Source organism: Pseudomonas sp. PMCC200344 (assembly GCF_030053095.1).
Lineage (GTDB): Bacteria > Pseudomonadota > Gammaproteobacteria > Pseudomonadales > Pseudomonadaceae > Aquipseudomonas > Aquipseudomonas svalbardensis.
Genome location: NZ_CP125618.1, coordinates 1,877,113 through 1,889,886, shown reverse-complemented (window position 1 = coordinate 1,889,886; position 12,774 = coordinate 1,877,113). Strand labels below are relative to the sequence as shown.

General features: G+C 59.9%; 12 protein-coding genes. 10 read left to right on the top strand and 2 right to left on the bottom strand.

Annotated elements, in window-relative coordinates:
* Positions 1–8: 8 nt before the first annotated feature.
* From gcl to QFW87_RS08435, 9 genes are all read left to right on the top strand, one after another.
* Complete coding sequence (gcl, locus tag QFW87_RS08475) at positions 9–1,784, top strand: glyoxylate carboligase (RefSeq protein ID WP_283183601.1); 1,776 nt, start codon at positions 9–11, stop codon at positions 1,782–1,784.
* A 143-nt stretch (positions 1,785–1,927) separates the two neighbouring features.
* Positions 1,928–2,710, top strand: coding sequence for a hydroxypyruvate isomerase (gene hyi, locus QFW87_RS08470; RefSeq protein WP_283190263.1), 783 nt, complete (start codon positions 1,928–1,930; stop codon positions 2,708–2,710).
* Positions 2,711–2,777: 67 nt separating this feature from the next.
* Positions 2,778–3,668 (top strand): 2-hydroxy-3-oxopropionate reductase, encoded by an 891-nt coding sequence (locus tag QFW87_RS08465; RefSeq protein WP_129442259.1) that lies wholly within the window; start codon positions 2,778–2,780, stop codon positions 3,666–3,668.
* A 173-nt stretch (positions 3,669–3,841) separates the two neighbouring features.
* On the top strand, positions 3,842–5,122 hold the full coding sequence (locus QFW87_RS08460) for a glycerate kinase (RefSeq protein ID WP_283183598.1): 1,281 nt from the start codon (positions 3,842–3,844) through the stop codon (positions 5,120–5,122).
* On the top strand, positions 5,112–6,527 hold the full coding sequence (gene pyk, locus QFW87_RS08455) for a pyruvate kinase (RefSeq protein WP_283190262.1): 1,416 nt from the start codon (positions 5,112–5,114) through the stop codon (positions 6,525–6,527). Before QFW87_RS08460 ends, pyk begins: the two co-directional genes overlap by 11 nt.
* A 150-nt stretch (positions 6,528–6,677) precedes the next feature.
* Positions 6,678–7,601: an urea transporter gene (locus QFW87_RS08450; protein ID WP_283190261.1), complete on the top strand. Its 924-nt coding sequence runs from the start codon at positions 6,678–6,680 to the stop codon at positions 7,599–7,601.
* Positions 7,602–7,622: 21 nt separating this feature from the next.
* Positions 7,623–8,447, top strand: coding sequence for an ion transporter (locus QFW87_RS08445; protein WP_283183595.1), 825 nt, complete (start codon positions 7,623–7,625; stop codon positions 8,445–8,447).
* 114 nt (positions 8,448–8,561) lie between these two features.
* Positions 8,562–9,560: a sulfate ABC transporter substrate-binding protein gene (locus tag QFW87_RS08440; RefSeq protein ID WP_283183594.1), complete on the top strand. Its 999-nt coding sequence runs from the start codon at positions 8,562–8,564 to the stop codon at positions 9,558–9,560.
* Between the two features lie 313 nt (positions 9,561–9,873).
* The gene (locus tag QFW87_RS08435; RefSeq protein ID WP_283190260.1) at positions 9,874–11,079 is read left to right on the top strand and encodes an MFS transporter; all 1,206 of its coding nucleotides are present in this window, start codon (positions 9,874–9,876) and stop codon (positions 11,077–11,079) included.
* A gap of 60 nt (positions 11,080–11,139) precedes the next feature.
* Here QFW87_RS08435 and QFW87_RS08430 read toward each other — a convergent pair whose 3' ends face one another.
* Entirely contained in the window at positions 11,140–11,544 is a 405-nt protein-coding gene (locus tag QFW87_RS08430; RefSeq protein WP_283183592.1) for a type II toxin-antitoxin system HicB family antitoxin, read from the bottom strand.
* Positions 11,544–11,756 (bottom strand): type II toxin-antitoxin system HicA family toxin, encoded by a 213-nt coding sequence (locus QFW87_RS08425; RefSeq protein ID WP_283190259.1) that lies wholly within the window; start codon positions 11,754–11,756, stop codon positions 11,544–11,546. Before QFW87_RS08425 ends, QFW87_RS08430 begins: the two co-directional genes overlap by 1 nt.
* A gap of 280 nt (positions 11,757–12,036) precedes the next feature.
* Between QFW87_RS08425 and QFW87_RS08420 the strand changes: the two genes are divergently transcribed.
* Entirely contained in the window at positions 12,037–12,756 is a 720-nt protein-coding gene (locus QFW87_RS08420; RefSeq protein ID WP_283190258.1) for an SDR family oxidoreductase, read from the top strand.
* Positions 12,757–12,774: the final 18 nt, after the last annotated feature.

The following is a 12,774-nucleotide window of genomic DNA, read 5'->3' as shown; positions in this document are numbered from 1 at the left end:
ACAAAACAATGAGCAAAATGAGAGCAATCGAAGCCGCCGTTCTGGTGATGCGCCGTGAAGGAGTTGATACCGCTTTTGGCATCCCGGGCGCCGCGATCAACCCGCTGTACTCCGCCTTGCAGAAGGTCGGTGGCATCGATCACGTCCTCGCTCGCCACGTTGAAGGCGCCTCGCACATGGCCGAGGGCTACACCCGCACCAAGGCCGGCAACATCGGCGTGTGCATCGGCACTTCGGGACCTGCCGGTACCGACATGGTCACCGGGCTCTACAGCGCCTCGGCCGACTCGATCCCGATTCTTTGCATTACCGGCCAGGCCCCCCGCGCCCGTATGCACAAGGAAGACTTCCAGGCTGTCGACATCACCTCGATCGTCAAGCCAGTGACCAAGTGGGCAACCACCGTCATGGAACCGGGTCAGGTGCCTTACGCGTTCCAGAAAGCCTTCTACGAAATGCGCTCCGGCCGTCCAGGCCCGGTGCTGATCGATCTGCCGTTCGACGTGCAGATGGCTGAAATCGAATTCGACATCGACGCCTATGAACCACTGCCGCTGGCCAAGCCAACCGCTAACCGCGTGCAAATCGAGAAGGCCCTGGCCATGCTCGATCAGGCCGAGCGTCCGTTGCTGGTGGCCGGTGGCGGCATCATCAATGCCGACGCCAGCGAATTGCTGGTGGAGTTTGCCGAGCTGACCGGTATCCCGGTGATCCCGACCCTGATGGGCTGGGGCACGATTCCGGACGATCACCCGTTGATGGTCGGCATGGTTGGCCTGCAAACCTCGCACCGCTACGGCAACGCGACAATGCTGAAGTCGGACGTGGTGCTGGGCGTCGGTAACCGTTGGGCCAACCGTCACACCGGTTCGATCGACGTCTACACCGAAGGCCGCAAGTTCATCCACGTTGACATTGAACCGACCCAGATCGGCCGCGTGTTCACCCCGGACCTGGGCATCGTGTCCGACGCCGCTGCCGCGCTGACCGTGTTCATCGAAGTCGCTCGCGAATGGCAAGCCGCCGGCAAGCTGAAAAACCGCAGCGCCTGGCTGCAAGACTGCCAGCAGCGCAAGGCCAGCCTGCACCGCAAGACCCACTTCGACAACGTGCCGGTCAAGCCGCAGCGCGTGTACGAAGAGATGAACCAAGTGTTCGGCAAAGACACTTGCTATGTAAGCACCATCGGTCTGTCGCAGATTGCCGGCGCGCAGTTCCTGCACGTCTACAAACCGCGTCACTGGATCAACTGCGGTCAGGCAGGTCCTCTGGGCTGGACCATTCCGGCAGCGCTGGGCGTGGTCAAGGCTGATCCGACCCGTAAAGTTGTGGCGCTGTCGGGCGACTATGACTTCCAGTTCATGATCGAAGAGTTGGCGGTGGGCGCGCAGTTCAAGCTGCCGTACATCCACGTGGTGGTGAACAACTCGTACCTGGGGCTGATCCGTCAGGCTCAGCGCGGTTTCGACATGGACTACTGCGTGCAGCTGTCCTTCGACAACCTGAACGCTCCGGAACTCAACGGTTACGGTGTCGACCACGTCGCGGTTGCCGAAGGTCTCGGCTGCAAGGCGCTGCGTGTGTTCGAACCGGGTCAGATCCAGCCTGCCCTGCGCAGGGCTCAGGAGCTGATCGAAGAGTTCAAGGTGCCGGTGATCGTCGAGATTATTCTGGAGCGTGTGACCAACATTTCCATGGGCACCGAGATCAACGCCGTCAACGAATTCGAAGACCTGGCGCTGGTCGGCAACGATGCGCCAACCGCGATTTCGTTGCTCGATTAAGACGACCTGATACCTGTAGCAGCTGCCGAGGTACGAGGCTGCGTTGCGTGTCCGCAGGACCGCCGTCGGGGGCCGCTTCGCAGCCCAACGCAGCCTCGTCCCTCGGCAGCTGCTACAGGCACCTATTTTTACAGGAGACCACCATGCCGCGTTTCGCAGCCAACCTGTCCATGCTGTTCACCGAGCAGGATTTTCTTGCCCGTTTTGAAGCTGCCGCCAAGGCCGGCTTCAGTGGTGTCGAATACCTGTTCCCTTACGACTTCAGCTCCGCCGAGATCAAAGCCAAGCTCGATGCCAACGGCCTGACCCAGGTGTTGTTCAACTTGCCGGCCGGTGACTGGGCCAAGGGTGAGCGCGGTATCGCGTGCCTGCCGGATCGGGTTGGAGAGTTCCGCGCCGGTGTCGACCTGGCGATTGCCTACGCGAAAGTGTTGGGCAACACCCAGGTCAACTGCCTGGCCGGTATTCGTCCACAAGGCATCGACGATGCCACCGTGGAAAAAACCTTCGTCGCCAACCTCAAGTACGCCGCCGACAAGCTGCAAGCGGCGGGCATCAAACTGGTGATGGAAGCGATCAACACCCGCGACATCCCGGGTTTCTACCTGAACAACACCGCGCAAGCCCTGTCGATTCGCGAACAGGTCGGCAGCGCCAACCTGTTCCTGCAATACGACATCTACCACATGCAAATCATGGAGGGCGACCTGGCCCGCACCCTGCAATCACACCTGGGCGAAATCAACCACGTGCAATTGGCGGACAACCCAGGGCGCAACGAACCAGGCACCGGTGAGATCAACTACCGCTTCCTGTTCGAACACCTGGACCGCATTGGTTATCAGGGCTGGGTCGGCTGTGAATACAAGCCGCTGACCACCACTGAAGCGGGTCTGGGCTGGTTGAAAACCCATAACGCGATCTGACACAGATCCCACCCAAAGCAGCACTCCCCTATTTGCTTGAGCAACACAAAAACAAGAGGATTTTCTCATGGCTAAAATCGGATTTATCGGCACCGGCATCATGGGCCACCCAATGGCGTTGAACCTGCAGAAAGCCGGTCACAGCCTGTTCCTGTCGGCGCACCACGACCCTGCACCTGCTGACCTGATTGCCGGTGGCGCCGTCGCCCTGGCGAACCCGAAAGAAGTCGCGCAAGAAGCCGAATTCATCATCGTCATGGTGCCGGATACCCCGCAGGTCGATGACGTGCTGTTCCGCGCCGACGGTGTTGCGGCCGGTGTTGGCAAAGGCAAAGTCGTGATCGACATGAGCTCGATCTCGCCGACTGCCACCAAAGCCTTCGCTGCCAAAATCAACGAAAAAGGCGCTCAGTACCTCGACGCGCCAGTGTCCGGTGGTGAAGTCGGCGCCAAGGCCGCGACCCTGAGCATCATGGTCGGCGGCGATGCCGATGCCTTCGAACGCGTTCTGCCGCTGTTCCAGGCGATGGGCAAGAACATCACCCTGGTGGGCGGCAACGGCGACGGTCAAACCGCCAAAGTGGCTAACCAGATCATCGTGGCGCTGAACATCCAGGCCGTGGCCGAAGCCCTGCTGTTTGCTTCGAAAAACGGTGCCGATCCAGCCAAGGTCCGTGAAGCGCTGATGGGCGGTTTCGCATCCTCGAAGATCCTCGAAGTGCACGGCGAGCGCATGATCAAAGGCACCTTCGACCCAGGCTTCCGCATCAGCCTGCACCAGAAGGACCTGAACCTGGCCCTGGCCGGCGCACGCGAACTGGGCATCAACCTGCCGAACACCGCCAACACCCAGCAAGTGTTCAGCACCTGCGCAGCGATCGGTGGCAGCAACTGGGACCACTCGGCGCTGATCAAGGGCCTGGAACACATGGCGAATTTCTCGATTCGCGATAAGTAACATCCGCGCTACAGAGGGCCGACCTGTCCCTCTGTAGGAGCGAGGCTTGCCCGCGAAGGGATCGCCTCGGTGCAGCAGAAACACCGTGGTGTCCGGTTCGCGGGCAAGCCTCGCTCCTACGGGGGCGATGCAAGGCCCGACATCTCCAATAACAAGAAATCCGGGAACCCGCCATGTCGGTCAATCCGCAACAATTCCTGCGCGAGCTGTTTGCCACAGCCATCGACGCGGCCCATCCGCAGCAAGTTCTCGAAGCCCATCTGCCCAAAGACCGCAGCGGTCGGGTGATCGTCATCGGCGCTGGCAAAGCCGCGGCCGCCATGGCTCAAGTGGTCGAGCGTTGCTGGCAGGGTGACGTCTCGGGTCTGGTGGTGACGCGTTACGGTCACGGCGCCCCGTGTGAAAAAATCGAAGTGGTTGAAGCCGCTCACCCGGTACCTGATGCTGCCGGTCTGGCGGTCGCCAAACGCGTGTTGGAACTGGTCAGCAATCTGACTGAAGACGACCGCGTAATCTTCCTGCTCTCGGGCGGTGGCTCTGCCCTGCTGGCTTTGCCCGCGGCCGGCATCACCCTGGCCGACAAGCAGTCGATCAACAAAGCCCTGCTCAAATCCGGTGCCACCATCGGCGAGATGAATTGCGTACGCAAGCACCTCTCGGCGATCAAGGGCGGCCGCCTCGGCAAAGCCTGCTGGCCTGCCACTGTTTATACCTATGCGATTTCCGATGTACCGGGCGACCTCGCCACGGTCATCGCTTCCGGTCCCACCGTGGCCGACCCAAGCACCTCCGCCGAAGCCCTGGCGATCCTCAAGCGCTACAACATCGAAGTCCCGGCCTCGGTGCGCAACTGGCTGCAGAGCCCGGAATCAGAGACGGTCAAACCCGGCGACCCGAGCCTGGCGCGCAGTCACTTCCAGCTGATCGCTCGTCCACAACAGTCGCTTGAAGCCGCGGCGGTGAAAGCGCGTCAGGCCGGTTTCAGCCCGCTGATCCTCGGCGACCTGGAAGGCGAATCCCGCGAAGTGGCCAAGGTTCACGCCGGTATCGCCCGTCAGGTCGTGCTGCACGGTCAGCCATTGGCGGCGCCCTGCGTGATCCTCTCGGGCGGTGAAACCACGGTCACCGTACGCGGCAATGGCCGTGGCGGACGCAACGCCGAATTCCTGCTGAGCCTGACCGACAGCCTCAAAGGCCTGCCCGGCGTCTACGCGCTGGCCGGCGACACCGATGGCATCGACGGCTCCGAAGACAACGCCGGCGCAATCATGACCCCGGACAGCTACGCCCGCGCTGTCGCACTCGGTCTGAGCGCCAGCGACGAGTTGGACAACAACAATGGCTACGGCTATTTCGAGGCACTGGACGCTCTGATCGTCACTGAGCCGACCCGCACCAACGTCAACGACTTCCGTGCCATCCTGATTCTCGAGAGCCCTAAAAATGACGCCTGACAAGAAGGTTAAAATCCTCGCCACCCTCGGTCCTGCCACTAACGGGATCGACGACATCCGTGAGCTGGTGCAGGCCGGGGTCAACATCTTTCGCCTGAACTTCAGCCATGGCGATCACGCCGACCACGCTCAGCGCTATCAGTGGATTCGTGAAGTCGAGCGTCAGCTGAATTATCCGCTGGGCATTCTGATGGACCTGCAAGGCCCGAAACTTCGGGTCGGCAAGTTCGCCGAGGGCAAGGTGCAACTGCATCGCGGTCAGGCACTGCGCCTGGACCTGGACCCGACGCCGGGCGATGAACGCCGGGTCACCTTGCCTCACCCGGAAATCATCGCGGCGCTGGAGCCGGGCATGGACCTGCTGCTGGACGACGGCAAGTTGCGTCTTCGCGTGGTGACAAAGTACTCCGACGCCATCGACACCACCGTGCTCAATGGCGGCGAGCTGTCGGACCGCAAAGGTGTGAACGTGCCGCAAGCGGTGTTGGAACTGAGCCCGCTGACCGCCAAGGACCGTCGCGATTTGAGCTTCGGTCTGGAGCTGGGCGTGGACTGGGTCGCGCTGTCGTTTGTGCAGCGTCCGGAAGACATCCGCGAGGCCCGCGAACTGATCGGCGACAAAGCGTTTTTGATGGCCAAGATCGAGAAGCCTTCGGCCGTGACGCAACTGCGCGAGATCGCCGAATTGAGCGACGCGATCATGGTCGCTCGCGGTGACCTGGGCGTGGAAGTGCCGGCCGAAAGCGTGCCGCAGATTCAGAAAAACATCATCAGCATCTGCCGTCAGCTCGGCAAACCGGTGGTGGTGGCGACGCAGATGCTGGAGTCGATGCGCTTCTCCCCTGCCCCGACCCGTGCCGAGGTGACCGATGTTGCCAATGCCGTGGCTGAAGGTGCGGATGCGGTGATGTTGTCGGCGGAAACCGCGTCCGGTGAGTACCCGCTGGAAGCCGTGCAGATGATGAGCAAGATCATTCGTCAGGTGGAAAACGGCCCGGACTATCAGGCGCAACTCGACGTGAGCCGGCCGAAGGCTGAGGCGACTGTTTCTGATGCGATCAGCTGCGCGATTCGCCGTATCAGCAATGTGCTGCCGGTGGCGGTGCTGGTGAATTACAGCGAGTCCGGCACGTCGAGTTTGCGTGCGGCGCGGGAACGGCCGACGGTGCCGATCCTCAACCTGACGCCGAACCTGCAAACCGCTCGCCGGTTGACGGTGGCGTGGGGCGTGCATTCGGTGGTCAATGATCGGCTGCGGCAGGTGGATGAAGTGTGCTCAACGGCGCTGGAAATTGCCCAGGCGCAGGGCATGGCCAAGCGTGGCGACACCTTATTGATCACGGCGGGTGTGCCGTTTGGGCAGCCGGGGTCGACTAACTCTCTGCGCATTGAGACGCTGATTTAGCGCCCATACCGGCCCCTTCGCGAGCAGGCTCGCTCCCACAGTCGATTTGTGTTGTTCACAAATCTGGCGACTGAACACAGATTCAGTGTGGGAGCGAGCCTGCTCGCGAAGCAGGCGACACGGTTTAACTGAAACACCACAGATTCCATCATGCCTGCCAACCACTTCAACACCCACTGCCCCGACTGGGCCACTGCCCTGCTCAACGGCTTCAGCCAGATCTTTCTCCAGCGCCATCCGCTGTGCGGTCTGCTGTGCCTGTTGGCCATTCTTTTCACCGCGCCCGCCCTGCTCGGCGGTGCACTGCTGGGCGGTGTCGCCGGGCTGCTCACCGCGCAACGACGCGGCTATGCCAAGGCCGATCGACAGGCCGGGCTGTTCAGTTACAACGGTGTCTTACTCGGCTTGCTGCTGAGCCTCTATTTCCCGTGGTCGGCGATGTTGCCGCCGCTGATCATTGCAGCGGGAGGCCTGAGCGCGATGGTCACTCAACAGTGGCTCAAACGCTCCCGGGTCAGCCAATACCTGCCCGCCTACACCGCGCCCTTCGTGGGACTGGGCTGGTTGCTGCTGTGCTTCGCCACGCCGTTGACCAAGGCGCATTTGATCGAAATCAACACACTGAACATGCTCGTCGCACCACTCAAAGGCCTGGGCCAGGTGATGTTCCTCGGTCATCCGCTGGCCGGTGCGATGATTGCCATGGGTTTGCTGATCGCTGATCGCCGCGCATTCTGCTGGGCGTTGTTCGCGTCTGTCGCGGGCATGGGCTGGAGCCTGCTGCACCAAGACTTCTACAGCGCATTGAGCGGCCTCGGTGGCTATAACGCCGTACTCGCCGCCCTCGCCTTCAGCTCGCAGCGCCAGAAGCCTTGGCTGCCGTGGCTACCGCTCATTGGTATTGCATCAGCGCTGTTACTGACGCCGGTGTTTGCCGCCATCGGTCTGCCCACGCTGACCGCGCCTTTCATCCTGTCCTGCTGGCTGATCCGCACGGTTGTTCAAATGCTCGGCAAGACCACTGTCACCCGTCCGCCTTGCGCTCTGGAGGAGAATCAACCTAGGCTTCGCTGATCATTGGTTCAGGCGGTATCCATGGACAGCAGCAAAAACTGGCGTGAAGAGCTTTACGTCATGGTTTTCCAGAGCGACACCAAGGCCGGTCAGCGCTTCGACGGCATTCTGCTGTTGATCATCCTCGCCAGCATTGTGATCGTGATGCTCGACAGCATCGACTCCATTCACCAGAACTACGCCAATGTGCTGGCGTACATCGAGTGGGGCTTCACGGTCATCTTCGCCATCGAATATGGCCTTCGTTTGTACTGCTCGCCCAAGCCGCTGCGCTATGCGTTCAGCTTTTATGGGCTGGTGGATTTGCTGGCGATCGTGCCCGGCATTCTTGCGCTGTATTACGCCGATGCGCAGTACCTGCTGATTATCCGGATCATTCGGATGCTGCGGATTTTCCGTGTGCTCAAGCTCAGCCCGTACCTCAAGCAAGCCAACTATCTGATGTCCGCATTGCGCGGCAGCAAGCAGAAGATCGTGGTGTTTCTGCTCAGCGTCTGCACCTTGGTGACGGTGTTCGGTACGCTGATGTACGTGATCGAAGGCCCGGAGCACGGCTTCACCAGCATTCCCAAAGGCATCTATTGGGCTATCGTCACGCTGACCACCGTGGGCTTCGGCGACATCGTGCCGAAGACACCGCTGGGTCAGGTGATTTCGTCATTGGTGATGATCACCGGTTACTCGATCATCGCCGTGCCAACGGGGATTTTTACCGCCGAACTGGCTAACGCGATGCGCGGTGAACAACTGCAACATGACTGCCCGGTGTGCAAGAAAAACAACCACGAACATGGCGCAGCATTCTGCTCACGGTGCGGTAATCAGCTGTTTAAGAAACTGGAATAAGCAAAGAGCTTTTTAATCTTTAAAGGACTATGCGAGCCCCGTTATAGTCGCTGGCAAATTGCCGCTTTTAAATAAAAACTTTATGAACACTCTTTTTAAAACAAGGACTGCGCAGTGAAAAAACTCTTTGGCGCCTCATTTCTGGCCGCTGGCCTGGCACTGACCAGCATGGCTCAGGCCGCACCGACCCTGCTCAACGTTTCCTACGACGTGATGCGCGATTTCTACAAGGACTACAACACTGCCTTCCAGAAACACTGGCAAGCCGAGCACAACGAAAACATCACCCTGCAAATGTCCTTCGGCGGCTCCAGCAAACAGGCGCGTTCGGTGATCGATGGACTGCCGGCTGACGTCATCACCATGAACATGGCCACCGACATCAACGCCCTGGCGGACAACGGCAAACTGGTCCCGGACAACTGGGTCACACGCCTGCCGAACAACAGCGCGCCGTTCACCTCGGCCACCGTGTTCATCGTCCGCAAAGGCAACCCGAAAGCCCTGAAAGACTGGCCCGACCTGCTCAAGGACGGCGTGCAGGTGATCGTGCCAAACCCGAAAACGTCGGGTAACGGCCGCTACACCTACCTCTCGGCCTGGGGTTATGTGCTGAAAAACGGTGGCGACGAAAGCAAAGCCAAAGACTTCGTCGGCAAGCTGTTCAAACAAGCGCCGGTCCTCGACACCGGTGGCCGTGCGGCCACTACGACCTTCATGACCAACCAGATTGGTGATGTGCTGGTGACCTTCGAAAACGAAGCGGAAATGATTGCCCGTGAATTTGGTCGTGATCAGTTTGAAGTGATCTACCCAAGTGTTTCCGCCGAAGCGGAGCCGCCAGTGTCGGTGGTCGATAAAACCGTCGACAAGAAAGGCACCCGCGCTGCGGCCGAGGAATACCTGAAGTACCTGTGGTCGCCGGAAGGTCAGGAGATTGCTGCGGCGAACTACCTGCGTCCGCGTGATCCGGCGGTGCTGGCCAAGTACACCGATCGTTTCCCGAAAGTGGATTTCCTGTCGGTAGAAAAGACCTTTGGTGACTGGCGAACTGTGCAGAAGACCCACTTCAATGATGGCGGGATCTTTGATCAGATCTACAGCGGTCAGTAATTCCTGAGTCCAATGAAAAAGGCGACCTGAGAAGGTCGCCTTTTTTGTGGTCGAACACAAAACTCTTGTTCGCTGAAGATCCCCTGTGGGAGTGAGCCTGCTCGCGATGACATTTACCCATTCGATAAATTTGTTGCCTGACACGCCGCTATCGCGAGCAGGCTCGCTCCCACAGGGTTTGCGCCAATCAGTTACATCGGCGGTGTCACGCCGTCCTTGCCCGCCGAAATCGACTGAGCCGTCAGCGTCCCTTCTGCCCATTCCGATAGCCCTTTAGCCTGCGCGCATTCTCTTTTGCTCAGCGAAACCCGTTATGACCCCAGCGACCCAAGCGCCCCAAGGCACCGCGACAATGACCCGAGGCATGGTGCTGCTATTCGCCTTCTGCTGCGGCGCTATCGTTGCCAACATCTACTACGCCCAACCGATCATCGGCCTGATCGCACCCGACATCGGCCTGACCAGCACCATGGCCAGCCTGATCGTTTCACTGACCCAGATAGGTTACGCGTTAGGTTTGTTCTTCCTGGTGCCGCTGGGTGATCTGCTGGAAAACCGCCGCTCGATGATCATCACGACCGTGGTGGCGATTGCCAGTCTGTTGGGCGCCGCGTTTACCGATCAGCCAAACGTGTTTTTGCTGATCTCGCTGCTGGTGGGATTCAGCTCGGTGTCGGTGCAGATCCTGATTCCACTGGCCGCGCATCTGGCGCCAGAGGAATCGCGTGGCCGTGTGGTCGGCGGCATCATGGGCGGTTTGCTGCTGGGGATTCTGTTGGCGCGACCGGTGTCCAGTGTGGTGGCTGAGCATTTTGGCTGGCGTGCGATGTTTGTGATTGCAGCGGTGTTGATGGCGGCGATCAGCATGGTGTTGGCGCTGACGATTCCCAAGCGTCAGCCTGATCACAGCGCTTCTTATGGTCAGTTGCTGGGGTCTCTGTGGACCCTGTTGCGTCAACAACCAGTGTTGCGTCAGCGCGCGTTTTACCAGGGGTGCATGTTCGCCACCTTCAGCCTGTTCTGGACTGCCGTGCCGCTGGAACTGGCGCGCAATCATGGCTTGTCGCAAACCCAGATCGCGATCTTCGCCCTGGTCGGAGCCATCGGCGCCATCGCCGCTCCCATTGCCGGTCGACTGGACGATGCCGGCCACACTCGCATTGCTTCACTGCTGGCCCTGCTGTTCGCCAGCCTGAGCTTCCTGCCCGCCTTCATCCACCCGGTCTACAGCGTCATCGGCCTCGCGGTCACCGGCGTGGTGCTCGACTTCTGCGTGCAGATGAACATGGTCCTCGGCCAACGCGCTGTCTACGCCCTCGACGCCAAAAGCCGCAGCCGCCTGAATGCGCTGTACATGACCAGCATCTTCATCGATGGCGCATTTGGTTCTTCGGTGGCCAGTGGGGTGTATGAACATGGCGGCTGGTTGTGGATCGTGATTGTGGGTAGCGCGTTTCCGCTGTTGGCGTTGTTGCGGTTCTTGAATGTTTCGCCGAAGCGTTCGCTGGCGACGGCATAGACACCAATAGCTTCGCGGGCAAGGGTTAGGCGCCCGCGAAGGCAATGGGTTTGATATCACTCAGTGTCGAACCAACTTCTCCATCGCCGCATCTGCCAGAAAGGAAGAGCGGCTTTTGACATTGTGCTCGCGCACATATCGATCAATGCGCTGAATCACATAGCCGGGCAGCGTCACATTGACCTTCTCGGTTTTGCCCATGTACGGCGCGATGTCCAGCTCAAGCATTCCCCAGCCCATGTCGGCAAAGTCGGGATTGCCACGGTGAACGGCAGCAGACGTAGGCATGGGAATCGACTCCCCGTCAGCCGCAATCTCCTGAAGCATGATGTGAGCAATCTCGACCGCCGCGTTATAGGCGTCTTCAAACGTATCCCCGGCCGTTACGGCGCCTGGAATATCGGGGATCTGAATACCGATGGCGGTGTTCTCGTCGCCCCACTCGATACAGATTGGATATTGCATTATGGATCTCCTGCATAACTGGCTCCCGGGCAATACAACCCGGCTCGCCTCCTGATGCATTTGACCGTCCCTATCGGCAAATCCTTTTTCGGATGAGGGACGGGTATCGTGTACGGGTTGTATCGGTGTTTGAAGAGGTGATGACTGCCGGCAATCCGATCCAGTATCCAGCCGGCCTCCTCCAACTCCTTGATCAATAGCCTGCTCTGCACCACTCGCCTCCTTGCTCAGGCCCAAACAAAAATAACCCTAGAGTTATCTTTACTCAAGCACAAAAATCCGGAACGCGACGCTCGGTTGTTTTACAAAGTGTGATTGTGGGCCGCGGCATTCTTCCCAGGAATGAATACTTTCGCTCAGCCTGATCCGTTACCCCGAGGTCAACACGGATTACACTCAGCGTCCTGAGCCTGACGCGATGCTGGATGCGATTCGCGGCTGAACCGAACAAATGCCGCCTGACCCGCGGCATGTTCTTTCAAGGAGTGTGTAATGACCCGACGTACCTTTCTCATCACCGGCGCCAGCAAAGGCATCGGCCGCGCGGTCGCGGAGCACCTGGACCGCGCGGGTCATCGGGTGGTCGGAATCGCCCGATCGCCCGACCTGAGCTTTCCCGGCATTCTGTTTCCGCTGGATCTGAGCGACAGGGCACTGACTCAGGAAGTGCTGGCGGATCTGGCCAGGACTTATGAGTTCGACGGGCTGGTGAATAACGTCGGTCTGGTGCGCCCGCAGGTGCTGGGCGAAATCGACCTCGATACCTTCGACGACGTAATGCGGGTCAACCTGCATTCGGCGTTGCAGGCTACTCAGGCGCTACTGCCGAACATGCGCGCCAAGGCCTGGGGTCGGGTGGTGAATATTTCCAGCCTGACTGTGCTGGGTATCACGCAGCGCACCGCCTACGCGGCGGCTAAAGCGGCGCTGATCAGCTTCACTCGATCCTGGGCGCTGGAACTGGCGCAAACCGGCGTGACAGTAAACGCCGTGGCCCCGGGACCGACCGAAACCGAACTGTTTCGCGCCAACAATCCGCCGGGCAGCGAAGGTGAAGCGCGTTATCTCGCCGGCGTGCCGATGGGGCGGTTGGGGCAGCCGCAAGAGATCGCTGCGGCGATTGCGTTTTTGTTGTCCGAGCAGAGCGGATTTATCACCGGGCAAACCTTGTTTGTAGACGGTGGCGCGTCCGTGGGCAAAGCAGCTTTCTGATAAACAACACCAATCAAA

Bases quoted from the DNA above. Each gene is read 5' to 3' on its own strand.
- QFW87_RS08450 (WP_283190261.1), top strand. From the start codon at position 6,678: ATGCCTGCCAACCACTTCAACACCCACTGCCCCGACTGGGCCACTGCC.
- QFW87_RS08460 (WP_283183598.1), top strand. From the start codon at position 3,842: ATGTCGGTCAATCCGCAACAATTCCTGCGCGAGCTGTTTGCCACAGCC.
- QFW87_RS08465 (WP_129442259.1), top strand. From the start codon at position 2,778: ATGGCTAAAATCGGATTTATCGGCACCGGCATCATGGGCCACCCAATG.
- QFW87_RS08430 (WP_283183592.1), bottom strand. From the start codon at position 11,544: ATGCAATATCCAATCTGTATCGAGTGGGGCGACGAGAACACCGCCATC.
- QFW87_RS08435 (WP_283190260.1), top strand. From the start codon at position 9,874: ATGACCCCAGCGACCCAAGCGCCCCAAGGCACCGCGACAATGACCCGA.
- gcl (WP_283183601.1), top strand. From the start codon at position 9: ATGAGCAAAATGAGAGCAATCGAAGCCGCCGTTCTGGTGATGCGCCGT.
- pyk (WP_283190262.1), top strand. From the start codon at position 5,112: ATGACGCCTGACAAGAAGGTTAAAATCCTCGCCACCCTCGGTCCTGCC.
- QFW87_RS08445 (WP_283183595.1), top strand. From the start codon at position 7,623: ATGGACAGCAGCAAAAACTGGCGTGAAGAGCTTTACGTCATGGTTTTC.
- hyi (WP_283190263.1), top strand. From the start codon at position 1,928: ATGCCGCGTTTCGCAGCCAACCTGTCCATGCTGTTCACCGAGCAGGAT.
- QFW87_RS08420 (WP_283190258.1), top strand. From the start codon at position 12,037: ATGACCCGACGTACCTTTCTCATCACCGGCGCCAGCAAAGGCATCGGC.